Raw genomic sequence first — 21,179 nt, forward strand, 5'->3', positions numbered from 1 at the left:
GACCGCGACCAAAGGCGCGACGCTTCGATCACTTGGCGATGCGGGCGACAAGCTCCTCGCGCAGCACGCCCTCATCGGTGCCGGTGTCGCGGGCAAGGCGCTTGAGGCCGAAATGGACGCGAGCGATTTCCTGATAATAGCTGGTGAAGGCGTAGTTGACGGCCGCACCTGCGACCGCGCCAAGAACCGGGGCCGCCTGAGCCGCAAGCTTCTGACCCAGCACGATCGACAGGCGTGGCGCGACCTTGGCGATCAGCGATTTCAGGCTCGGCCCGGTGATCGTAGCCCTCGCGGCGAGGAAGCTCAGATCCATCCCGTCATCATCCTCGAGCGGCCCGGCAGAGGCGAAGACCCGCAGACATTCCAGCCGCACTTCCTCGGACGCCGGGTCGAAGCCATGTTCGGCAGCGATACCCTGTATGGCGCGCAGGAGCATGGTGACCGTGAAGGGCAATTCGGCGAGCGAACTGCCCAGACCCCCGACGCCGCCCGCAGCCCCCATCGCGGTGGTCAGCGTGCGATTCATCCAATCGGGCCGGTCCGAGACGATCCCGCGCGAACGCTCAGCAGCGGTCATCGCCCCTGACAACGCGCGTTCGGTCGCCCCGTCGAGCCCATTGCGGACCGGGGTGGGCAATTTGCCCAGCAGCCCCTCGGCAGAGCCTCCGATATAGCCGATCACCTGCATCACCACGCCGCCTGCCGCGCGGTGGCGTTTCGCGAGCGAGTCGAGCTGACCCAGAATCGCCGGGTCGCTCACGGGGGGAAGAATATCTGCCATCATCGCCTCCTTGCCTTTCCCTGATATGGGGCGGCGGAGGCGCTTCGGCAATCAGTCGTCTTTCTCGACTTGGCCTTTGACGCCGTCCCAGGCGCCGGGCACCAGTTCGAGGCCCAGAACGCGGTCGGGGTTGGTGGGCGGCGGCATCTCGACATCGTCGAGCTTCTCGAAGCCGAAGCGTTGGTAATAGGGCGCGTCGCCCACCAGCAGCACCCGCTCCCAGCCCAGATCGGCGGCGCGGGAAAGACTTTCATGCATCAGGATTCCACCCAAACCTTCGCCCTGCCGCGTCGGGTGGACCGCGATCGGCCCCAGCAGCAGCACACGCTTGCCGCCCACCCTGACCGGCCAGAAGCGGATCACCGCAGCCAGGATGCCGTCCTGGCGCAGCGTGAGGCAAAGCGGGCGCACCGGATCGACCCCGTCACGCAGCCGGTAGGAGGACAGCGCCGTGCGACCCGGCGCGAAGCAGAGGTCATAGAGCGCCTCGACTTCCCACCAGTCTTCCGCCGTCTCTTGTTCGAGCTGATACATACGCCCGCCGCCCCTTTCAGGCTGCCCCTTTCCTGCGCGGTAGCATGCGCTAAGTTCGGGATCAAACAGGAGAAAGCATGTTCTATCGCACTTCGGATGGCCACCCTCTCGCCCACAACCCGTTCAATTCCATCGTCGCCCCGCGACCGATCGGCTGGATTTCGACGCGCAGCGAGATGGGCGACAACCTTGCGCCCTACTCCTTCTTCAACGCGGTCGCCTATACGCCGCCGCAGGTGATCTTCTCCTCGACCGGGGTGAAGCCCGACCGCGACGGCACGAAGGACAGCGTCTCGCAGCTGCGCGAAGCGGGCGTGTTCTGCGCCAATCTCGTGACCTATGCGCTGAAGGATCAGATGAACGCCTCCTGCGCGAATTATCCTGCAGGCACCGATGAGTTCGCCGAATGCGGGATCGAGAAGGCGGAATGCGAGACCATCGATTGCCCGCGCGTGGCGGCGGCGCCTGCCTCGCTCGAATGTCGCGTGGTGCAGGTGATCAAGATTCTGGGCGAGGGGAATTACCTCGTGCATGGTGAGGTGACGGGCATCCATATCGCCGACGATTGCCTGAAGGACGGACTCTATTCCCCGCCCGACCGTCTCGTGCGGCTTGGCAATCGCGGCGATTACGCGGCCGTGTCGGAAACCTTCGAGATGCTGCGGCCTAAGCTCTGATCCGGGCGCGCGCCCGGCTGCGGCGGCCTTCAATCAGCGTGTAGAGGCCGCTCGCCACGATTAGTGCCGCACCCACGATCATCGCCGCATCGGGCCGCTCGCCGAACACCACCGCACCGAGGATCAGCGCGAAGATCAGGCGGGTGTAGCGGAAGGGCGTGATGACCGAGACCTCGCCCATCCGCATCGCCTTGGTCAGCGACCAATAGGCGAGGCTGCCGAAGGCCACCGCACCGGCCACGTCGCGCAGCGCAAAGAGATCGGGCGTCGTCACACCGCCGAAGATCAGCAGGATCAGCACGCCGGTCGGGATCAGCATCATGAAACCGTAGAAGCTGAGCTGGAAATTCGACAGGACCGGCGGGCAGGCGCGCGTCGCCAGATCGCGCCCCGCGAAGCCCAGCATCCCCAGCACGGTCCAAAGGGCAGCCGGGACGAAGCCGTCGAGGCCGGGGCGCAGCACGATCAGCACGCCGATGAACCCGATCCCCACCGCGACCCAGCGGCGGATGCCGACGCGTTCGGAAAACACCACCGCCGCGCCTGCGACGACGACCAACGGCGTCGCCTGGAGGATCGCGGAGGCATTGGACAGCGGCGTCAGCGCGATCCCCAGCGTGTAGCCGAGGCGCCCCACCACTTCGAGCGCGAGCTTTATCAGGAGCGGTTTCGACGCGAGCGCCGGATGCAGCAACCGCTGACCGCGCGCGGTGATGAGCACGCCGAAAACCACCATCCCGCCGAGGCCGAACAGCATCAGCACCACGCCCACCGCGAGATGGGTCGAGGCGGATTTGACGAACATGTCTTCCATCGCGAAGGCCGCCATCGCGACGACCATCAGCACCGAGCCGCGGATATTTTCCATAGATCCTCCCGTGGGGACTCCCATATCCCCCTGCGCCGATAGACCGCGCGGCAAGTGGCTGCAATCCCTCTTTCCTCCCGGGGCCGTGGCGCTTAGGCTCGCCGCGACGCGGAAAAGACAGGCGAAGGATGCGCAGAATGGACAGAATGATCGGGGTGATCGGCGGCTCGGGCGTCTATCAGATCAACGGGCTCGAAGGGGCCGAATGGATCACCATCGAGACGCCGTTCGGCGCGCCCTCCGATCAGGTACTGACCGGCACGCTGGACGGTGTGAAGATGGCCTTTCTGCCCCGCCACGGGCGCGGCCATGTCGAGACGCCGACCACCGTCCCCTACCGCGCCAATATCGCCGCGATGAAACAGCTGGGCGTAACCGATCTGATCGCCGTCTCCGCCGTGGGCTCGCTGAAAGAGGCCTATGCGCCGGGCGATTTCCTGATCGTGGACCAGTATATCGACCGCACCTTCGCGCGTGAGAAAACCTTCTTCGGCCCCGGCATGGTGGGCCATGTCTCGGTCGCGCATCCTGTTTGCTCCGACCTCTCGGCCGCCTGCGCCGAGGCCGCGCGCAAGACCGGCGTGAGCGTCCATGAGGGCGGCACCTATGTCGCGATGGAGGGGCCGCAATTCTCGACCAAGGCCGAGAGCGAGCTTTACCGCCAATGGGGGGCCGACGTGATCGGCATGACCGGCATGCCCGAAGCCAAGCTCGCCCGCGAGGCGGAGCTGCATTACGCCTGCGTTGCGATGATCACCGATTACGACTGCTGGCACCCCGATCATGATGCCGTGGATGTGGCGCAGGTCGTTGCCGTCGCGATGAAGAACGCCGATAAGGCGCGCGCTCTGGTCGCGGCTCTGCCCGGTCTGCTGAAGGGCGCGGCGGGCGATTGCGCCACCGGCTGCACACACGCCCTCGACAGCGCGATCATGACCGCCCCCGACAAGCGCGACCCCGAGATGGCGCGCAAACTCAAGACCATCGCGGGCCGCGTGCTCGACCTCTGAGGATCCCATGACCAACGTCAAAGACTATATCCGCACCATCGCCGATTTCCCCCATGAAGGGATCATGTTCCGCGATGTGACGACGCTCTTCGCCGATCCGCGCGGCTTCCGCATGGCGATCGATCAGTTGCTGCACCCGTGGGCGGGCCAGCAGATCGACAAGGTCGTGGGGCTGGAAGCGCGCGGCTTCATCATCGGCGGCGCGATCGCGCATCAGCTGTCGAAAGGCTTCGTGCCGATCCGCAAGAAGGGCAAGCTGCCCGGCCAGACGATCAGCCAGGCCTACCAGCTGGAATATGGCGAGGCGGTGATGGAGATGCATGAAGATGCGATCAAGCCCGGCGAGAAGGTTCTGGTCGTCGACGATCTTCTGGCCACCGGCGGCACCGCGCAGGCGGGCATCCAGCTGATCGAGCGCGTCGGCGGCGAGATCGTGGGCCTGTCCTTCATCGTCGATCTGCCGGAACTGGGCGGGCGCAAACTGCTCGAAGATCGCGGCATGAATGTCAGCGTTCTGTGCGAATTCGAGGGGGCGTGAGCCCCCGTCCCGTCCCCGCCATTCTTGCCGTCGTGATCCGCGACGGGCAGGCGCTGCTGGTGCAGCGGGCGAACCCGCCAGATGCCGGGCTCTGGGGCTTTCCCGGCGGCAAGGTCGAGTTCGGCGAGACGCTTCTTGCGGCGGCAGAGCGCGAATTGCTTGAAGAGACCGGCGTGCAGGCGCGGGCCACCCATGCCTTCAATGCGCTCGACGTCCTCGCCGAGGATGGAAAGGGCACGCTGGAGCATCACTTCGTGCTGGTCGCAGTCGAATGCCAATGGCAGGCCGGAGAGCCGGTCGCGGACGACGACGCGCTGGATGCACGCTGGGTCGCTATCGACCGGATGGAGGGAGACCTTCCCCTCAGCCGCGACGTGGCGCGGATCGCGCGGCAAGCCGCCGCGCTGGGACGGCGTTAACGTCTTTCTTACGCGAATCGACCTAACCTGAGTGGGCCTGATGGTTCGGCTGCTTGCAATGACACGTGAACCAGAACGCCGCGCTCCGCCTGCTCTCCTGGCGGGGCGCGTTTCTCTTGGCCCTCAGCGCTCCGCCAGCACCGCGCCGGGGTTCAGAATGCCTTTCGGGTCCAGCGCCGCCTTGATCGTGCGCATCGCGGCCAGTTTGCCCGGATCGCCGTAGCGCTCCAGATCGCCCACCTTCAGCCGCCCGATCCCATGTTCGGCCGAGATCGAGCCGCCGAAACGATCGACCAGATTGTAAACCGTTTCGGGGATCGCACGACGCAGGTTCTCGTATTCCTTGCGGTCGCGCCCCTCGGCGGGGAAGGCGTTGAAATGCAGATTGCCGTCGCCGACATGGCCGAAGCAGTTGATCCGGATATTGCCGAGGTCGAGAAGCGCATCACGCGCCTCTTCGATGAAAGCGGCCAGTTTCGGCAGCGGCAACGAGATGTCATGGCTCGAGATCGATCCGATCCGCTTGTTCGCCTCCGGCAGGCTCTCGCGCAGGGTCCACATCTGGGCGCGCTGACTTTCGGAACTTGCGATCACCCCGTCGCTGACCAGTCCCTCGGCCGCTTCGAACAGCTCTGCCAGCGCCTCCTCCGGCGCCAGCCCTTCGGGCAGACCGATCTCGATCAGCACCGACCAGTCGGGGCGCGCCTCAAAAGGCTGATGCACCTCCGGGCCGACCTCGTCGAGAAAGCGCAGCCCCTGCCCCGAGATCATCTCGAAGGCCGACACGCACCCGGGCATCCGGGCCTCGGCCAGTTCCAGCAGTTCCAGCGCGGCGGCGGGGCTTTCGACCACCATCATCGCCGTCCCGACCGCCGCCGGGCGCGGGAACAGTCGCAGGGTCGCGGCGGTGATGATCCCGAGCGTGCCCTCGGAGCCGATCAGCAGATCCTTCAGATCGTAGCCGGTATTGTCCTTGCGCAGATGCTTGAGGCCCGAAATCACCGTGCCATCGGCCAGCACCGCCTCGACGCCCAGACACAGCTCGCGCGCATTGCCATAGCGCAGCACGTTCACCCCGCCCGCATTGGTCGCCAGCACACCGCCGATCCGGGCAGAGCCCTGGCTCGCGATGCTCAGCGGGAACAGCCGCCCCGCGCCTTCCGCCGCCTGCTGGGCCTCGAACAGCGTCGCCCCCGCCTCGATCTCCAGCACATGGCCAGTGACCGCACGGACGGCATTCATTTTCTCGAGGCTCAGGATGACCGGCGCGGGACCGTCTTCGGTGATCTGGCCGCCGACCAGACCGGTGCCCCCGCCATAGGGCAACACGGCGACGCCCGCCGCGTGACAGTGCTTCAGAACCGCTGCGACCTCTTCGGTCGACGTCGGCTTGACCAGAACTCCACCCAGACCGTGATACCGCCCGCGCGGCTCTTCGAGGTAAGACGCGCCCGGCGCCCCGAGGCTCAGGCCCGGCACCGCGTCCCGCAGCGTCTCGACGAAACTTTCATCAGCGGCGGTACGCATCTCTGCCTCCTTCGGCTTGGCTGAAATATCCTGGGGGGTGAGCCGGGATCAGCGGCCTTCCAGTGGAAGGACGCCCCGGCGAACGCCCGAAGCGCAAGCGAAGGGCCGGACGTCCGTCGCCAGCATATCCGTTCCTATCGGACATCCGTCCGTCCCCGGCGATCCGAGCGCAGGTTGGAATAGAGGACGTGATTGCGCCAGCGCCCGTTGATCTGCAGGTAGCTCTGCGCGACGCCCTCATATTTGAAGCCGGATTTCTCCAGCACCCCGCGCGAGGCCGCGTTCTCGGGCAGACAAGCTGCCTCAATGCGGCTCAGATCGAGCTTGGTGAAAGCGTAATGAACCACCGCCTCGATCGCCTCGCGCATATAGCCATGACGCGCGTGGCGTTGGCCGATCCAATAGCCCAGCGTACCCGCCTGAGCAGGTCCGCGCCGGATATTGTCGAGCGTGATCGCCCCCAGAAAAATGTCATCGCGGCGCGAGAACAGAAATACGGGAACGGCGGTGCCGTTCGCGATCGCGCGCGCCGCCCAATAGACCCGGTTCGAGAACGCCTTGCGGCTGAGGTGATCGGAGGACCAACTCGGCTCCCAGGGCGTCAGGAAGTCACGGCTATCCTCGCGCAGGCTGGCCCACGGACGATAATCCCCATGCTGCGGCGGACGCAGGATCATTCGATCCGTATCGATCCGCAGCTGACGACGACGCGCGAACATCAGGCGGCGAGCCTTTCGCGCAGCTCCCCAAGCTCGGGCGCATCCTTGACCGGGCCGTAAAGCGCCATGGCCGTGCGCCCGCCAGTGGCGAGCCGTTCCCCGAAGTCGCGCACCGCATCGCGGGTGACGCTGTCGATCCGCGCCGAGGCCTCGTCGATCCCGGGCACCCTGCCCCAGATATAGAGGCTGCGCGCCATGCGTTCGGCACGCGCCGAGGCGCTTTCCAGCCCCATCAGAAGCCCCGCCTTGATCTGGACGCGGGCGCGGGCGATCTCGACCTCGGTCATGTCTTCGGCGGCACGTTTCAACTCGTCGATGGTCAGTTCGGCCAGACCGCGGACCTCGTCGCCGGAGGTGCCCGCATAGACGGTGAACATGCCGGTGTCCTCGTAGGCGCCTGCCTGCGAGAAGATCGTGTAACACAACCCGCGCTCTTCGCGGATCTTTTGGAACAGGCGCGAGGACATGCCCCCGCCCATCGCCACCGAATAGACCTGCGCGGTGTAGAGGTCGGCATCGCGATAGCTGGGCGACTCGATGCCAAGCGCGAAATGCGCCTGTTCGAGCTGTTTGATCTCGCGCCGCTCGTTGCCGATCCATTTCGCGGGATAGGGCGCGGGGTTCAGCGCGGGGCGCAGGTCGCCGAAGATATCTTCGGCGCGTTTCACGATCTCCGCGTGATCGACCGCACCAGCCGCCGAGAGGATCATCTGATCGGGGCCGTAATGTTCGGTCACGAAAGCCGAGAGATCGTCGCGCGCGAAGCTGCGGACCTTCTCCGCCGGGCCGAGGATCGTGCGGCCCATCGGCTGATCGGGATACGCGGCCTCCTGCAGCCAGTCGAAGATCACATCGTCGGGCGTGTCGAGCGACTGGCCGATTTCCTGCAGGATCACGCCGCGCTCCACCTCGATCTCGCGCTGATCGAAGACCGGGTTCAAGAGGATGTCCGAAATCACGTCGAGCGCGAGCGGCACGTCCTCGGCCAGCACGCGGGCGTAATAGGCGGTCATCTCGCGCGAGGTATAGGCGTTGATATAGCCGCCCACGTCCTCGATGGCTTCCGCGATCTGCAGCGCCGAGCGCGTCTTCGTGCCCTTGAACGCCATATGTTCGAGGAAATGAGCGATGCCGTTCTGTTCGGGGCGCTCGTGGCGGCCACCGGCCGTGATCCAGACGCCGATCGCGGCAGAGGCGAGGCCCGGCATCGACTCGGTGATGATGCGCAGACCGTTCTTCAGGGTGGTCATTTCGATCATGTGCGGCGGCGCTCCCGGATCAGGGCTTCAAGGTCTGCAAGGTCATTCGGCACGCGGGTCACGCGCTCCTCGCGGGTGAACAGATCCGCCATGCGCGGCGGCAGGTCGGGACGGATGCCCGTCGCCTCTTCCACCGCATCGGGGAATTTCGCGGGATGCGCGGTGGCGAGCGTGATCATCGGCGTGGCCGGGTCGCGCGCGACCGCCGTTTTGCCCACGTTCACGCCGACCGCGGAATGCGGGCAGAGCAGTTCGCCGGTTTCCTTGAGCGTGTCGCCGATCTCTTCCATCGTGCGCGCCTCGCCGACCGAGCCGCTGTCGTAGATATCGCGCAAGCTCCCGATGGCGTTTTCGGAGACGGTGAAGGAGCCTTCGGTTTTCAGCTCGTCCATCAGCTTCTCGATCGCGGCCCCGTCCTTGCCATAGGCCCAGAACAGCGCGCGTTCGAAGTTCGAGCTCACTTCGATATCCATCGACGGCGAGATCGAGGGCGTGACGCCCTGCTTGGTATAGTCGCCCTTCTCGAGGCAACGATGCAGAATGTCGTTCTGGTTCGTCGCGATCACCAGACGCTCGACCGGCAGGCCCATTTCCTTCGCAAGGAAGCCCGCGAAGATATCGCCGAAATTGCCGGTGGGCACGGTGAAGGACACTTTGCGATGCGGCGCACCGAGCGCCACGGCGGAGGAGAAGAAATACACGATCTGCGCCAGCACGCGGGCGAAGTTGATCGAGTTCACACCCGCCAGCCCGACCTCGTCGCGGAAGTCAAAGTCGTTGAACATGTCCTTCAGCTTGCCCTGGCAATCGTCGAAATCGCCATCGAGCGCGAGCGCGTGGACATTGCTCTCGATGGGCGTCGTCATCTGGCGGCGCTGCACTTCGGACACCCGGCCATGCGGGAAGAGGATGAACACATCGACATTGTCGAGCCCGCGGAAGGCCTCGATCGCCGCCGAGCCGGTATCGCCCGAGGTGGCGCCGACGATGGTGATCTTCTGGTTGCGTTTTTGCAGTTCGATCTGGAACAGCTGCCCGATCACCTGCATCGCGAAATCCTTGAACGCGAGCGTGGGGCCGTGGAACAGCTCCAGCAGGAAATGGTTCGGTGCCAGCTGCACCATCGGCGCGCGGGCGACATGGCCGAAACCGGAATAGGCGCGCGTGATGGCGCCGCGCAGTTCCTCGTCCGAGAAAGTCTCGGAGACGAAGGGCTTCATCACACGGAACGCGACTTCCTCGTAGGGCTGCCCTGCGAGCGCGGCGATCTCATCGGCGGAGAACTGCGGCACGGTCTCGGGCACGTAAAGCCCGCCGTCGCGGGCAAGCCCCGTCAGCATCGCATCGCCGAAATTCAGAACCGGGGCTTTGCCCCGAGTGGAAACATAACGCATCGTCAATCCTCAGGCCTGTTGCCGCCTGATACGCCAGAGAAGAAAGATTGTCATCCCAGCCCAGACGATTGCGAGCAAAAACCAGGTGATCGCGTAACCGAGGTGGTCATTCGGGATGCCAGTGATGGTCACGGGGACCGGCGTTATGCCCTGCGCGGCCCCTTGAGCGGTGCGAGCGACGATCAGGATCGGCTCGGTCCCGAGCTTGGCGGCCATCGCGGGCACGTCGCGGGCAAACCAGATGCCGGTCTTGGCGTCGGGCTCGGGGGTGTAGCTGTCGGTCTCTTCGGGCCAGTGCAGGTTGCCGGTGACGGTGAGCTCCGTGGCGGGGCGGTCGGAGCCCTTTTCGCCCTCGGGAATGAAGCCGCGATCGAGCAGGATCTTGCGGCCCTGATCGGTCTCGAAGGCGTCGATGACCCGGTAGCCCGCGCCGACGCCCTTCTGACCCGAGAGCACGAGGATCTCCTGCCCCGTCGTGCGCCCGCTTACCGTGACAGGTTCGTATTTCAGCGGCTTGGTGTCGGTGCCTTCTGGCGGCAGCGCCTGCGGCTGGCCTTCGATCTTGGCGGAAATCTCGGCCAGCATCGCCTCTTTCCAGCCCAGCCGCTGCACCTGCCAGATACCGAGCGAGATCAGGATCGCGCAGCCGACGATGCCCAGCAGCAGCGGAAAGATGTAGCGTTTCATCAAGCCTCCAACAAAGCGGCGCGAGGGTCGCCCCCCGCGCCGATCTGCGCATTTGCGTGTTAATGCCGGGGGCGCTTACGCGCTGCCCCAGATATAGATCGATGCGAACAGGAAGAGCCAGACCACATCGACGAAGTGCCAGTACCAAGCGGCGGCCTCGAAGCCGACATGCTCGTCCTGGGTCATCTGGCCGCGCATGATCCGCAGCAGGCAGACCAGCAGGAAGATCGTCCCGATGATGACATGCGCCCCGTGGAAGCCCGTCGCCATGAAGAAGTTGGCGCCGTAGATGTTGCCCGCCAGACCGAAGGCCGCGTGGCTGTACTCGTAGGCCTGCAGGACCGTGAAGGACGCGCCTAGGATCACTGTCAGGATCAGGCCCTGCTTGACCTGGCTGCGGTCGTTTTCATGCACCAGCGCATGGTGGGCCCAGGTGAGGGTCACCCCCGACAGGAGCAGGATCACGGTGTTGATCAGCGGCAGGTGCCACGGATCGAAGGTCACGATGCCCTCGGGCGGCCAGACGCCGTCCTGAATGGGGCTCATCGGGCCCATCGGGTACATGGCGTGCTTGAAGAAGCTCCAGAACCAGGCCGCGAAGAACATCACTTCGGACATGATGAACAGGATGAAGCCATAGCGCAGGCCGATCCGCACCACCGGGGTGTGATCGCCGGTCTCGCCCTCGTGGACTACGTCCGACCACCAGCCATACATGGTGTAGAGCACCACGAGCAGGCCGCCGAAGAAGACGTAATGGGTAATGCTCTGCATCCAGAGCACCGCCCCGAAGAGCATGATGAAGCCACCAACGGCCCCGAGGAGGGGCCAGATCGAGGGCGGTAGTATGTGGTAGTCGTGGTTCTTTGCGTGGGCCATGCGTCTCCCTCCGATGGCTAGTTGACCGTCTCCGTCTCCCTTTGACGGACCGAGGCAGTTTCCTCCGGCTCGGGAAGGTCGGTTTCATAGAAAGTATAGCTCAACGTGATCGCGTGAATCCGCTTCGCATCGGCATCCTCGACGATGTCGGGATCGACGAAGAAGCTCACCGGCATCTGCACCCTCTCCCCGGGTTGCAGCACCTGTTCGGTGAAGCAGAAACACTGGATCTTGTCGAAATAGTAGCCAGCCACGTCGGGCGAGACATTGTAGCTCGCCGTGCCCGCGATCGGATGATCGGTCGGGTTGTAGGCCTCGTAGAAGGCGAGCCCGTTCTGCCCGATCTTCAGTTTCATCTCGGTCTGGACCGGCTTGAACTCCCACGGCATGCCGCGCGCGACATTGGCGTCGAAACGCACGAGGATCTCGCGGTCGAGCACTTTGTCGGGCAGCACCTCGGCGGTGTTGGTCGTACCGCCATAGCCGGTCGTCTTGCAGAACCAGTTGTAGAACGGCACCGCAGCCCAGGCCCCTGCCCCCATCACGACGATCACCGCGAGCAGCGAGAGCAGCACGCGCGTGTTCGACCGATCTGCGGGGCGTTGGGTCATTGCGAAGCCCCTTCCGCCGGCAGCACGGAGGCGCGCGGCTGGTGGTCGTAGGCTTCCATCTTCGAGCCGTTCTCGACCTTGACCACGGTCAGACCGAAGACGATTGCGACAAACCCGAGAAGAACCGCGCCCAGCCCCGCATTGCGCGAGAACCGACGGATATGAAGGTCACTGTCCCGGGTGATTGCCATCGCTTACCAGACTCCCAAACCGATATAGCTCAGCCCCGCTTCGGCCAGCAAAGCCGCGAAATGCGCGAAGAGGTAGATGAGCGAGAAATAGAAGAAGCGCTTCTCGACCGCGTATTTGTCGGCCTCCGCCTGCGCTTCGGTGCGGGCGTGGATGTCGATCGCGCCCTTGATGAACAGCGCATTCATGATCAGCGCCGTCGCGAAATAGACCGGGCCACCGATCGAGGTGAAACCCGTGCCGACCGCGATGGGAGCGAGGATGAAAGCGTAGAACAGGATGTTCTTGCGCGTGACCAGACGACCATGGGTCGAGGTCAGCATCGGCACTTTCGCCTCGTCGTAATCGGCCTTCATGAACAGCGCGAGCGACCAGAAATGCGGCGGCGTCCAGAGGAAGACCAGCAGGAACATCGCCACGGATTCGATCGAGATGCCGCCCGTCGACACGGCCCAGCCGATCATCGGAGGGAAGGCGCCCGCCGCGCCGCCGATCACGATGTTCTGCGGCGTCGCGCGCTTGAGCCACATCGTGTAGACGACGACGTAGAAGAAGATGGTGAAGGCGAGGAACAGGCCCGAGAAGATATTCGTGGCCAGCGCCAGCATCACGCAGGAGATACCCGACAGCGCGAGGCCGAAGCCCAGCGCCTCGCGCTCCGAGATGCGGCCCGCCGGGATCGGACGGTTCCGGGTGCGGCGCATGATGCGGTCGATATCCGCGTCATACCACATGTTCAGCGCGCCCGAGGCACCGCCGCCTAGCGCGATGAACAGGATCGCGACGAAGCCAACGAAGGGATGCACCGGATTCGGCGCAACCACGAGGCCGACGAAGGCGGTGAAGACCACCAGCGACATCACGCGCGGCTTCAGAAGCGCGATGTAGTCGCCGAACCGCGCCTCGTTGTCCTGTTGGCGGATATAGCTGATGTCACTCATGAAAGCGTCCCTCGGGTGTTATCGCACAATGAATTCAGTTCTGTGCGACCCGAACCGCGCCATCCGTCTCGACCGAGGCGAAGTCATTCTTCGCACGCTCAAGCCAGTTAGCGTAAACTTCCGGTGAGACAACTTTGACCACGATGGGCATGTAAGCGTGATTGGTGCCGCAAAGCTCCGAACACTGGCCGAAATACACACCTTCTTGATCGGCCTTAAACCACAATTGCGCGATCCGGCCCGGCACGGCGTCCTGCTTCACGGCGAAGGCGGGCACGGTCCAGCTGTGAATCACGTCTGCGCCAGTGACTTGCACGACGATCGTCTTGCCCGCGGGCACCACCATCGCGTTGTCGGCGGCCAGCAGATATTCGTCGGGCGCATAGCCATGATCTGCGAGCTCGTCTTTCGCCAGCATCAGCGAATCGAACGCCACGCCCTCATCGGGGTATTCGTAGCCCCAGTACCACTGGTAGCCGGTCACCTTCACGGTGATGTCGCCTTCCGGGATTTCCTGCTGATTCCACAGCGCGGGCAGCGAGAAGGCCCCGATCGCCACGAGAATCACGATCGGCACGAAGGTCCAGGTGATCTCGAGCGGCGTGTTATGCGTGAAGCTGCGCGGCGTCGGATTTGCGCGGCTGTTGAAGCGCAGGATCGCGTAGATGATCAGCGCGAACACGAAAACGCAGATCGCAGCGATGATCACCAGCAGCATATGGTCGAGCCATTGCTGATCTTCCGCGAGGTTCGAGGACGCGGGCTGGAACCCCGTGCCGCCCAGATGCGGCTTACCGATCACCGGCAGCCCCTTGATCATGTCCTGAGCCGAGGCCTGCCCGGCGACGAGCGTCAACATAACAGCCGACGTGACAGCGGCCGCGATGCCGCGGCCCTTGCTTGCAAAGCGCATAAGTCCCATGTCTCCCTTTTGGCGGCGTTTCTCCCTGCCGCCCGACGGCGTTCGGATCTCCCAAACCGTTCACCGTTGCGTGTTCTCACTTTAAAATCATATTGGGAGGGTGGCGCAAGCAAAAGCTGCGACATTTTGTCAAAATTGATCGCCTTAGCAGGAGTCCAGATGACCAAGCCCGACCGTTTCGCCCCTTTCGAGGACAAGCTCGACCAGGATCGCGCGCTGCATCTGCTGCGTGAAGCGACCGCAGGGGCCGAGGATGGCGAGCTGTTTCTCGAACAGCGCCGGTCCGAGGCGCTGGTCTTCGACGATGGCCGGGTGAAAACCGCCTCTTACGACGCCTCCGAAGGATTCGGCCTGCGCGCGGTGAAGGGCGATGTGGCGGGCTATGCCCATTCGACCGAGATTTCCGAAGCCGCGCTGAAGCGGGCGACAGAGACCGCGCGCCTCGCCGTAGGCGATGGCGGCGGCACGATGGCGCCCCCGCCCAAGGGCACGAACCTGCATCTTTATAGTGATACCGATCCCGTCTCGGACACGCCCTTCGCCGCGAAGATCGACATCCTGCGCGAGATCGACGCGTTCGCCCGCGACCTCGACCCGCGCGTCGTGCAGGTCTCGGCCTCGATGGCGGCGAGCCTACAGGAAGTGTTCATCCTGCGCCCCGAGGGTGGGCTGGTCTCGGATATCCGCCCGATGGCACGGATCAACATCTCGGTCATCGTGGAAGAGAACGGACGCCGCGAATCCGGCGGCCATGGCGGCGGCGGGCGGTTCGGCCTGTCGGGCCTGATTGAGCCCGCGCATTGGCAGCCGGTCGCGCGCGAGGCGCTGCGCATCGCGCTGGTGAACCTGCGCGCCGAGCCCGCGCCTGCGGGTGTGATGGATGTGGTGCTTGGCCCGGGCTGGCCGGGCGTGTTGCTGCACGAGGCGGTGGGCCATGGTCTGGAAGGCGACTTCAACCGCAAGAAATCCTCGGCCTTCGCCGGGCTGATGGGTCAGCAGGTGGCGGCGAAAGGCGTGACCGTGCTCGATGATGGCACGATCCCCGACCGGCGCGGTTCGATCACGATCGACGACGAGGGCACCCCCTCGGGCAAGAACGTGCTGATCGAGGATGGCGTGCTCGTGGGCTACATGCAGGACCGCCAGAACGCGCGCCTGATGGGCGTGGAGGCTACCGGCAACGGGCGGCGCGAGAGCTTTGCCCATGCCCCGATGCCGCGCATGACCAACACCTATATGCTGGGTGGCGATGCCGATCCGGGCGAAATTCTCGCCGATCTGAAGGACGGCATCTATGCGGTCGGCTTCGGCGGCGGTCAGGTCGATATCACCAATGGCAAGTTCGTCTTCAACTGCACCGAAGCCTATCGCGTGAAGAACGGCGTCGTCGGCGCACCGGTGCGCGGAGCGACCCTGATCGGCGACGGGCCGACCGCGATGCAGCATATCCGCGCCATCGGCAACGACCTCGCGCTCGATCCCGGCATCGGCAATTGCGGCAAGGCGGGCCAATGGGTGCCGGTGGGTGTCGGTCAGCCGACCCTGATGATCGGCGGCCTGACCGTGGGCGGCTCGGCCGCGTAGACGATTCGCCGGCGGGCGTGGGGGGAGATGATCCGGCCAGACCGCCCCCGCGGCCCTAAGCTGCAAATCGTGGCGCCGAAAATCTGCAACCAAAACGTGAAAAATTTATCCCAAACCCGTCGCGATACGGGGTTTGGTAACGAGTTATTAAGAATAACGCGGCAGAAAGGGTAAGCGATTGAGGCGGAGGGTCGGATGGAAACAGATTTGTTTTCTTACCCCACCCCCTTCACCCCACCCACCACGGAAGAAGATGAACTGCCGGTTCTTCGCCTCATTCGTTCCCGACGTGTCGGGCCCACAACCTTCCACAGATTGATCGGTGAACATGGCTCCGCGGCGGCAGCGCTCGCGGCTCTGCCCGAAGTCGCCCGCGCGGCGGGCGTCGCCGATTACATCCCCTGCCCCGAGAAACAGGCACACGCCGAGATCAAGGCGGGCAAGGCGGCCGGCGCGCGGCTGTTGATCCATGGCGGGCCGGGCTATCCCGCCGCCCTTGCGGAGATTGACGACGCGCCGCCCGTGCTCTGGGCGCTCGGTCAGCTGGAATTGCTCACCCGCCCGATGATCGCGCTGGTCGGCGCGCGCAATGCCTCTTCGCTGGGGCTGCGCATGGCGAAGCGGCTGAGCGAAGGTCTGGGCGCGGCGGGCATCTGCGCCGTCTCCGGGCTGGCGCGCGGGATCGACGCCGCCGCCCATGAGGCCGCCCTGCCCACGGGGACAATCGCGGTGCAGGCGGGCGGAATCGATGTGATCTATCCGCAGGAGAATACGGCGCTTGCCCGGCAAATGGCCGAGACCGGGCTGCGGCTGACCGAAGCTCCGCCCGGCACCCAGCCGCAGGCGCGCCACTTCCCTGCGCGCAACCGGATCATCTCAGGGCTAAGCGCAGGCGTCGTCGTGGTCGAGGCGGCGCTGAAATCGGGCAGCCTGATCACCGCACGCGACGCCCTCGATCAGGGGCGGGAGGTCATGGCCGTGCCGGGCCATCCGATGGACGGGCGCGCAGGCGGCTGCAATGCGCTGATCCGCGACGGGGCGACCTTGGTGCGCGGGTCCGAGGATGTGCTGGCCGCGCTAGACGCCCGCGCGGCGCCACCCGAACCGCGCCCTGCGCCAAACCCTCCGCCAACGCGCCGCGCCGTGAAAAGCGGCGATCTCGGCGCGAAGATCCTCGAACGTCTCGGCCCCTCCCCCACCGCCGAGGATCAGGTGATCCGCGATCTCGACGTGGCTGCGGCGGCCTTCTCGCAAGCCCTCACTGCGCTCGAAATCGAAGGCCGGATAGAGCGGCATCGGGGCGGCCTAATCAGTCGTCCGCTCTAAGGGGGAAGGGATTACCTCAGGGTCAGGACGCATTGACAATTCGCCCCAAACGCCCACATGTTCCGCGCCCAGACCCTTTTTGCACTGAATAGTGAGGACCTTATGGCTGTTGTTGTCGTCGAATCCCCTGCCAAGGCCAAGACGATCAACAAGTATCTAGGGTCTGACTACACCGTGCTCGCCTCCTTCGGCCACGTCCGTGACCTGCCTCCGAAGGATGGCTCGGTCGATCCCGAGCACGATTTCGAGATGAAATGGGAAGTCGCGAGCGACTCGAAAAAGCACATCAAGGCGATCACCGACGCGCTGAAAGATGACGACACACTGATCCTCGCAACAGACCCCGATCGCGAAGGCGAAGCGATCTCGTGGCACCTGCAGGAAGCGCTGGAGAAGAAGCTCAAGGGCAAGAACGTCTCGCGCGTCACCTTCAACGCGATCACCAAGACCGCAATCCTCGAGGCGATGAAGCATCCGCGCGATGTCGATGCGCCGCTGGTCGAGGCCTATCTGGCCCGCCGCGCGCTCGACTACCTCGTGGGCTTCAACCTCTCGCCGGTCCTGTGGCGCAAGCTGCCCGGCGCGAAATCGGCGGGCCGCGTGCAGTCCGTCTGCCTGCGTCTCATCGTCGAGCGCGAGATGGAGATCGAAGCCTTTAAGCCGCGCGAATACTGGACGGTGAAGGTGATCCTGACGACGCCGCGCGGTCAGGAATACGAGGCGCGCCTGTCGGTTCTGGGCGGCAAGAAGCTCGAGAAATACGACCTCGAGAACGAGACCGCGGCCGAGATGGCGGTGCAGGCGATCACGTCGCGCGATCTCAGCGTGACCTCGGTCGAGGCGAAACCCGCCAACCGCAACCCCTATCCGCCCTTCATGACCTCGACGCTGCAGCAGGAAGCCAGCCGCAAGTTCGGCTTCGGCGCGCGGGCCACGATGTCGGCGGCGCAGCGTCTCTATGAAGCGGGTCACATCACCTATATGCGGACCGACGGCATCGACATGGCCCCCGAGGCCGTGATGCAGGCCCGCGATGCGATCAAGGACAAGTTCGGCGACAGCTACGTTCCGAAGTCCCCGCGGATGTACAAGAACAAGGCGAAGAACGCGCAAGAAGCGCACGAATGTATCCGCCCGACGGATATGTCGAAATCGCCCGACAAGCTGAAGCTCTCCGACGATCAGTGGAAGCTGTATGATCTGATCTGGAAGCGCACGATCGCGTCGCAGATGGAAGCGGCCCGGTTCGAGCGTACGACCGTTCTCGTCGGCTCCGGCGACGAGCAGGTCGAGCTGCGCGCGACCGGCTCCGTCGTCGTGTTCGACGGCTTCCTGAAAGTCTACGATCAGGGCCGCGACGATGACGAGGGCGAAGACAGCAACCGCCTGCCGCAGATTCACGAGGGCGAAGAGGCCAAGAAGGGCGACATCACGCCCGAGCAGCACTTCACCCAACCGCCGCCGCGCTACACCGAGGCGACGCTGGTCAAGCGGATGGAAGAGCTCGGCATCGGGCGCCCGTCCACCTATGCCTCGATCGTCACGACGATTCAGGACCGCGGCTATGTGCGCAAGGACAAGAACCGCCTTATGCCCGAGGATACCGGGCGGCTGGTGACGGCCTTCCTGTCGAATTACTTCAAGCGCTACGTCGAATACGATTTCACCGCCGATCTGGAAGACCAGCTCGACGATATCTCGGCCGGCGATCGCGACTATAAGGAAGTGCTCAAGCGGTTCTGGCGCGATTTCTCGGCGGCTCTGGAAGAGACGTCGGAGCTGCGTATCTCGGAAGTGCTCGACAAGATCGACGAGGTGCTCAGCCCTCATCTCTATCCGCCGCGTCCCGACGGGTCCGACCCGCGCATCTGCCCGCTTTGCGGCAGTGGCAAGCTGCACCTGAAGACCGCGCGCTCCGGCGGGGCCTTCATCGGCTGCGGCAACTACCCCGAATGCCGCTTCACCCGGCCCCTCTCCGCGCCCGATGGCGATGACGAGGTGCAGGCACTCGACGGCAAGGTACTGGGCTATGACGAGGATCAGGCGATCACGCTGCGCGTCGGTCGTTTCGGCCCCTACGTCCAGAAGGGCGAGCCGACCGAGGATGTGCCCAAGCCGCCGCGGGCCTCGCTGCCCAAGGGCTGGAAGCCCGAAGAGATCGACCTCGAGAAAGCGCTGCTGCTCTTGAGCCTGCCGCGCGAGATCGGCCCGCACCCGGAAGATGGCGAGCTGGTCGAAGCCGGGATCGGGCGCTACGGGCCCTACGTCAAGAAGGGCCGGATCTACGCGAACCTGCCCGAGGTCGACGAAGTCTTCACCATCGGCATGAACCGCGCCGTGGAAGTGATCGCCCAGAAGGCTGCCAAAGGCGGGCGCGGCGCGGCTGCGAAGCCGCTCAAGGAGCTGGGCGAACACCCCGAGGGCGGCCCGATCGCGGTCATGCCGGGGCGCTACGGGCCTTACGTCAAATGGGGCAAGATCAACGCGACCCTGCCGAAAGAGCTGGAACCGGAATCCGTCACGCTCGAAGACGCGCTTCCGCTGATCGAGGCGAAAGCGGCGAAGAAGGGCGGCACGAAGAAGAAAGCCGCGCCGAAGAAGACGGCCGCGAAAAAGCCCGCTGCAAAGAAACCGGCCGCCAAGAAGACCGCCGCCAAGAAACCCGCGGCGAAAAAGACGGCGACCAAGAAGACCGACGAGGAGTGAGGCGCCCGCGCGCCCCTTCCTCTTGGAAAAAAATATCCCGGGGGAGCTCGCATCGCGAGCGGGGGTGGAGCCCCCTCTCACTTAAGCCTTGTCGCCCTACGGCGACGGGGGCAGAGCCCCTCCCCCGGTCTATTTACGCGTGAAGTTGATTCTGGCACTAGCCTTCGCCGCATCGCAGCAATTGACTCCCCCCCGCCCCGGCGTCATCTTCACGCGCACATGAGCGGAGGATATCCATGAACAAGATTTACGGTTCCGCGGAAGAGGCCCTGGACGGGCTTCTTTTCGACGGAATGCTGATCGCGGCCGGGGGCTTCGGGCTTTGCGGCATCCCCGAAATGCTGATCGACGCGCTGGTCGAGAGCAAGGTCAAGGACATTACGGTCGCGTCGAACAACTGCGGCGTGGACGGGTTTGGCCTCGGCAAGCTGCTCGATACCAAGCAGATCAAGAAGATGATGTCGTCCTACGTGGGCGAGAACGCGGAATTCATGCGCCAGTATCTGAGCGGCGAACTCGAGCTGGAATTCAACCCGCAGGGCACGCTGGCAGAGCGCATGCGCGCCGCCGGCCACGGCATCCCCGGCTTCTACACCAAGACCGGCTACGGCACGCAGATCGCCGAGGGTAAAGAGGTGAAGGTGTTCAACGGCGAGCACTACATCCTCGAAGAGGGCATCTTCGCCGACGTCTCCATCGTGAAGGCGTGGAAAGCCGACGAGACCGGCAATGCGATCTTCCGCAAGACGGCGCGCAACTTCAATCCGCCGGCGGCGATGTGCGGCAAGGTCTGCGTGATGGAAGTCGAAGAGATCGTGCCCGTGGGCTCGCTCGACCCCGACTGTATCCACCTGCCCGGCATCTACGTGCACCGCCTGATTCAGGGCGAGCACGAGAAGCGCATCGAGAAAGTCACCACCCGCGAAAAGAAGGAGGCCTGACCCATGGCATGGGATAGAAATCAGATGGCCGCCCGCGCGGCGCAGGAGCTTGAAGACGGCACCTATGTAAACCTCGGCATCGGCATCCCGACGCTGGTCCCGAACTTCATCCCCGAGGGCGTGCACGTCACGCTGCAATCGGAGAACGGTATGCTCGGCATGGGCCCCTTCCCCTATGAGGGCGAAGAGGATCCCGACCTGATCAACGCTGGCAAGCAGACGATCACCGAACTGCCCAACACGGTCTATTTCGACAGCTCGATGAGCTTCGGCATGATCCGCGGCGGCAAGATCGCAATGGCGATCCTCGGCGCGATGGAAGTGGCCGAGAATGGCGATCTGGCGAACTGGATGATCCCCGGCAAGCTGGTGAAGGGCATGGGCGGCGCGATGGACCTCGTGGCGGGCGTGAAGCGCGTCATCGTCGTGATGGACCACACCAACAAGCATGGCGACAGCAAGCTGCTGAAGGAATGCACCCTGCCGCTGACCGGCACCGGCGTCGTCAACCGCATCATCACCAATCTCGGTGTGCTCGATGTGGTCGAGGGCGGGCTGAAGATCGTCGAATGCGCCGAGGGCGTCACCGAGGACGAGATCCGTGCCGCGACCGAGGCGACGATCATCAACTGATCGCCCTATGTAGGCTAGAGACGTGAAGAGCGGC

The 21,179-nt window shown here is 64.6% G+C and carries 22 protein-coding genes; 9 read left to right on the forward strand and 13 right to left on the reverse strand.

What is annotated here, in order from left to right:
• Positions 1-28: 28 nt before the first annotated feature.
• Entirely contained in the window at positions 29-784 is a 756-nt protein-coding gene (locus tag BMI85_RS16570) for an EcsC family protein (protein ID WP_078545270.1), read from the reverse strand.
• A gap of 48 nt (positions 785-832) precedes the next feature.
• Positions 833-1,315, reverse strand: coding sequence for an N-acetyltransferase (locus BMI85_RS16575; RefSeq protein ID WP_078545268.1), 483 nt, complete (start codon positions 1,313-1,315; stop codon positions 833-835).
• Positions 1,316-1,392: 77 nt separating this feature from the next.
• Here BMI85_RS16575 and BMI85_RS16580 point away from each other — a divergent pair, with 77 nt between their 5' ends.
• Positions 1,393-1,992: a flavin reductase family protein gene (locus BMI85_RS16580; protein ID WP_078602063.1), complete on the forward strand. Its 600-nt coding sequence runs from the start codon at positions 1,393-1,395 to the stop codon at positions 1,990-1,992.
• Here BMI85_RS16580 and BMI85_RS16585 read toward each other — a convergent pair.
• Complete coding sequence (locus BMI85_RS16585) at positions 1,982-2,860, reverse strand: DMT family transporter (protein ID WP_078602064.1); 879 nt, start codon at positions 2,858-2,860, stop codon at positions 1,982-1,984. The two genes, BMI85_RS16580 and BMI85_RS16585, sit on opposite strands and share 11 nt — an antisense overlap.
• A gap of 137 nt (positions 2,861-2,997) precedes the next feature.
• Here BMI85_RS16585 and BMI85_RS16590 point away from each other — a divergent pair, with 137 nt between their 5' ends.
• From BMI85_RS16590 to BMI85_RS16600, 3 genes are read left to right on the forward strand one after another with little or no spacing between them, the layout of a single operon-like run.
• Complete coding sequence (locus BMI85_RS16590) at positions 2,998-3,870, forward strand: S-methyl-5'-thioadenosine phosphorylase (RefSeq protein WP_078602065.1); 873 nt, start codon at positions 2,998-3,000, stop codon at positions 3,868-3,870.
• A 7-nt stretch (positions 3,871-3,877) separates the two neighbouring features.
• Complete coding sequence (locus tag BMI85_RS16595) at positions 3,878-4,408, forward strand: adenine phosphoribosyltransferase (RefSeq protein WP_078521850.1); 531 nt, start codon at positions 3,878-3,880, stop codon at positions 4,406-4,408.
• On the forward strand, positions 4,405-4,827 hold the full coding sequence (locus tag BMI85_RS16600) for an NUDIX hydrolase (RefSeq protein WP_078602066.1): 423 nt from the start codon (positions 4,405-4,407) through the stop codon (positions 4,825-4,827). Before BMI85_RS16595 ends, BMI85_RS16600 begins: the two co-directional genes overlap by 4 nt.
• A 123-nt stretch (positions 4,828-4,950) precedes the next feature.
• Here BMI85_RS16600 and BMI85_RS16605 read toward each other — a convergent pair whose 3' ends face one another.
• The 10 genes from BMI85_RS16605 to coxB all read right to left on the reverse strand — a co-directional run bounded on the left by BMI85_RS16605 (position 4,951) and on the right by coxB (position 13,946).
• On the reverse strand, positions 4,951-6,354 hold the full coding sequence (locus BMI85_RS16605; RefSeq protein WP_078602067.1) for an FAD-binding oxidoreductase: 1,404 nt from the start codon (positions 6,352-6,354) through the stop codon (positions 4,951-4,953).
• A 134-nt stretch (positions 6,355-6,488) separates the two neighbouring features.
• Positions 6,489-7,073: a GNAT family protein gene (locus BMI85_RS16610; RefSeq protein ID WP_078521856.1), complete on the reverse strand. Its 585-nt coding sequence runs from the start codon at positions 7,071-7,073 to the stop codon at positions 6,489-6,491.
• Entirely contained in the window at positions 7,073-8,332 is a 1,260-nt protein-coding gene (locus tag BMI85_RS16615; protein ID WP_078602068.1) for a pitrilysin family protein, read from the reverse strand. The genes BMI85_RS16610 and BMI85_RS16615 overlap by 1 nt, the downstream gene beginning before the upstream one ends.
• Positions 8,329-9,726, reverse strand: a complete 1,398-nt coding sequence (gene thrC / locus BMI85_RS16620; protein WP_078602069.1) for a threonine synthase — start codon at positions 9,724-9,726, stop codon at positions 8,329-8,331. The genes BMI85_RS16615 and thrC overlap by 4 nt, the downstream gene beginning before the upstream one ends.
• A gap of 9 nt (positions 9,727-9,735) precedes the next feature.
• Complete coding sequence (locus tag BMI85_RS16625) at positions 9,736-10,416, reverse strand: SURF1 family protein (protein WP_078602070.1); 681 nt, start codon at positions 10,414-10,416, stop codon at positions 9,736-9,738.
• 72 nt (positions 10,417-10,488) lie between these two features.
• Positions 10,489-11,292, reverse strand: a complete 804-nt coding sequence (locus BMI85_RS16630) for a cytochrome c oxidase subunit 3 (protein ID WP_078602071.1) — start codon at positions 11,290-11,292, stop codon at positions 10,489-10,491.
• A 17-nt stretch (positions 11,293-11,309) separates the two neighbouring features.
• Positions 11,310-11,903, reverse strand: coding sequence for a cytochrome c oxidase assembly protein (locus BMI85_RS16635; RefSeq protein WP_078521866.1), 594 nt, complete (start codon positions 11,901-11,903; stop codon positions 11,310-11,312).
• Entirely contained in the window at positions 11,900-12,094 is a 195-nt protein-coding gene (locus BMI85_RS16640) for a hypothetical protein (RefSeq protein WP_078540229.1), read from the reverse strand. The genes BMI85_RS16635 and BMI85_RS16640 overlap by 4 nt, the downstream gene beginning before the upstream one ends.
• A 3-nt stretch (positions 12,095-12,097) precedes the next feature.
• Positions 12,098-13,033 carry a heme o synthase gene (gene cyoE, locus BMI85_RS16645; RefSeq protein WP_078545244.1) on the reverse strand — a complete coding sequence of 312 codons (936 nt, stop codon included), beginning with the start codon at positions 13,031-13,033 and terminating at the stop codon, positions 12,098-12,100.
• 34 nt (positions 13,034-13,067) lie between these two features.
• Positions 13,068-13,946 carry a cytochrome c oxidase subunit II gene (gene coxB / locus BMI85_RS16650; protein WP_093476891.1) on the reverse strand — a complete coding sequence of 293 codons (879 nt, stop codon included), beginning with the start codon at positions 13,944-13,946 and terminating at the stop codon, positions 13,068-13,070.
• 168 nt (positions 13,947-14,114) lie between these two features.
• Between coxB and tldD the strand changes: the two genes are divergently transcribed.
• From tldD to BMI85_RS16675, 5 genes are all read left to right on the forward strand, one after another.
• A complete protein-coding gene (tldD, locus tag BMI85_RS16655; protein WP_078540231.1) occupies positions 14,115-15,539 on the forward strand; it encodes a metalloprotease TldD in 1,425 nt (474 codons plus the stop codon).
• A 195-nt stretch (positions 15,540-15,734) separates the two neighbouring features.
• Entirely contained in the window at positions 15,735-16,865 is a 1,131-nt protein-coding gene (dprA, locus tag BMI85_RS16660) for a DNA-processing protein DprA (protein WP_078602072.1), read from the forward strand.
• 102 nt (positions 16,866-16,967) lie between these two features.
• Positions 16,968-19,571 carry a type I DNA topoisomerase gene (gene topA, locus BMI85_RS16665; protein WP_078602073.1) on the forward strand — a complete coding sequence of 868 codons (2,604 nt, stop codon included), beginning with the start codon at positions 16,968-16,970 and terminating at the stop codon, positions 19,569-19,571.
• A 236-nt stretch (positions 19,572-19,807) separates the two neighbouring features.
• Complete coding sequence (locus BMI85_RS16670; protein WP_078521876.1) at positions 19,808-20,512, forward strand: CoA transferase subunit A; 705 nt, start codon at positions 19,808-19,810, stop codon at positions 20,510-20,512.
• Positions 20,513-20,515: 3 nt separating this feature from the next.
• Positions 20,516-21,145, forward strand: a complete 630-nt coding sequence (locus tag BMI85_RS16675) for a CoA transferase subunit B (protein ID WP_078602074.1) — start codon at positions 20,516-20,518, stop codon at positions 21,143-21,145.
• Positions 21,146-21,179: the final 34 nt, after the last annotated feature.

It is taken from the genome of Thioclava sp. DLFJ4-1, assembly GCF_002020145.1.
GTDB lineage: Bacteria > Pseudomonadota > Alphaproteobacteria > Rhodobacterales > Rhodobacteraceae > Thioclava > Thioclava sediminum.

Bases quoted from the DNA above. Each gene is read 5' to 3' on its own strand.
- tldD (WP_078540231.1), top strand. From the start codon at position 14,115: ATGACCAAGCCCGACCGTTTCGCCCCTTTCGAGGACAAGCTCGACCAG.
- BMI85_RS16640 (WP_078540229.1), bottom strand. From the start codon at position 12,094: ATGGCAATCACCCGGGACAGTGACCTTCATATCCGTCGGTTCTCGCGC.
- BMI85_RS16575 (WP_078545268.1), bottom strand. From the start codon at position 1,315: ATGTATCAGCTCGAACAAGAGACGGCGGAAGACTGGTGGGAAGTCGAG.
- BMI85_RS16670 (WP_078521876.1), top strand. From the start codon at position 19,808: ATGAACAAGATTTACGGTTCCGCGGAAGAGGCCCTGGACGGGCTTCTT.
- BMI85_RS16580 (WP_078602063.1), top strand. From the start codon at position 1,393: ATGTTCTATCGCACTTCGGATGGCCACCCTCTCGCCCACAACCCGTTC.
- BMI85_RS16610 (WP_078521856.1), bottom strand. From the start codon at position 7,073: ATGTTCGCGCGTCGTCGTCAGCTGCGGATCGATACGGATCGAATGATC.
- cyoE (WP_078545244.1), bottom strand. From the start codon at position 13,033: ATGAGTGACATCAGCTATATCCGCCAACAGGACAACGAGGCGCGGTTC.
- BMI85_RS16615 (WP_078602068.1), bottom strand. From the start codon at position 8,332: ATGATCGAAATGACCACCCTGAAGAACGGTCTGCGCATCATCACCGAG.
- coxB (WP_093476891.1), bottom strand. From the start codon at position 13,946: ATGCGCTTTGCAAGCAAGGGCCGCGGCATCGCGGCCGCTGTCACGTCG.
- BMI85_RS16675 (WP_078602074.1), top strand. From the start codon at position 20,516: ATGGCATGGGATAGAAATCAGATGGCCGCCCGCGCGGCGCAGGAGCTT.
- BMI85_RS16590 (WP_078602065.1), top strand. From the start codon at position 2,998: ATGGACAGAATGATCGGGGTGATCGGCGGCTCGGGCGTCTATCAGATC.
- BMI85_RS16605 (WP_078602067.1), bottom strand. From the start codon at position 6,354: ATGCGTACCGCCGCTGATGAAAGTTTCGTCGAGACGCTGCGGGACGCG.
- topA (WP_078602073.1), top strand. From the start codon at position 16,968: ATGGCTGTTGTTGTCGTCGAATCCCCTGCCAAGGCCAAGACGATCAAC.
- dprA (WP_078602072.1), top strand. From the start codon at position 15,735: ATGGAAACAGATTTGTTTTCTTACCCCACCCCCTTCACCCCACCCACC.
- BMI85_RS16585 (WP_078602064.1), bottom strand. From the start codon at position 2,860: ATGGAAAATATCCGCGGCTCGGTGCTGATGGTCGTCGCGATGGCGGCC.
- BMI85_RS16570 (WP_078545270.1), bottom strand. From the start codon at position 784: ATGATGGCAGATATTCTTCCCCCCGTGAGCGACCCGGCGATTCTGGGT.
- BMI85_RS16630 (WP_078602071.1), bottom strand. From the start codon at position 11,292: ATGGCCCACGCAAAGAACCACGACTACCACATACTACCGCCCTCGATC.
- BMI85_RS16635 (WP_078521866.1), bottom strand. From the start codon at position 11,903: ATGACCCAACGCCCCGCAGATCGGTCGAACACGCGCGTGCTGCTCTCG.
- BMI85_RS16595 (WP_078521850.1), top strand. From the start codon at position 3,878: ATGACCAACGTCAAAGACTATATCCGCACCATCGCCGATTTCCCCCAT.
- thrC (WP_078602069.1), bottom strand. From the start codon at position 9,726: ATGCGTTATGTTTCCACTCGGGGCAAAGCCCCGGTTCTGAATTTCGGC.